The organism is Actinomyces urogenitalis DSM 15434 (genome assembly GCF_000159035.1).
Classification (GTDB): Bacteria; Actinomycetota; Actinomycetes; order Actinomycetales; family Actinomycetaceae; genus Actinomyces; species Actinomyces urogenitalis.
The window spans coordinates 1-309 of the sequence record NZ_DS999619.1; the positions used below are offsets into that span (position 1 = coordinate 1).

The 309-nt window shown below is 60.2% G+C and carries 1 protein-coding gene; it reads right to left on the reverse strand.

Going from position 1 to position 309, the window contains the following annotated elements:
* Positions 1-309, reverse strand: a 309-nt coding sequence (locus HMPREF0058_RS11520) for a Rib/alpha-like domain-containing protein (protein WP_006549976.1), incomplete at both ends; no start/stop codon positions are given.

The window sequence follows — 309 nt, forward strand, 5'->3', positions numbered from 1 at the left end:
CGGCTGGGTCGCAGCGTCCTTGACGGTAACCGTCACCGAGGTCGAGTCCGTGGTCTTGTCCGGGTAAGTCACCGTCACCGGGACCTTGATCTCACCCACAGGAGTACCGTCACTCGTCTTCACAGTCACCTTGCCGGTGGTCTTGTCCACCGACACCGTCGTACCCTCAGGAGCCTTGAAGTCCGCCGGGATCGAGAACTCTGAACCAGACGGAACCTCCGAACCGTCAGAGTTCTTCGGCGACTCAGACGTCACCGACTCACCCTTAGTCACCGACACCCCCTCATACGACGGATCATTCTCATCCGC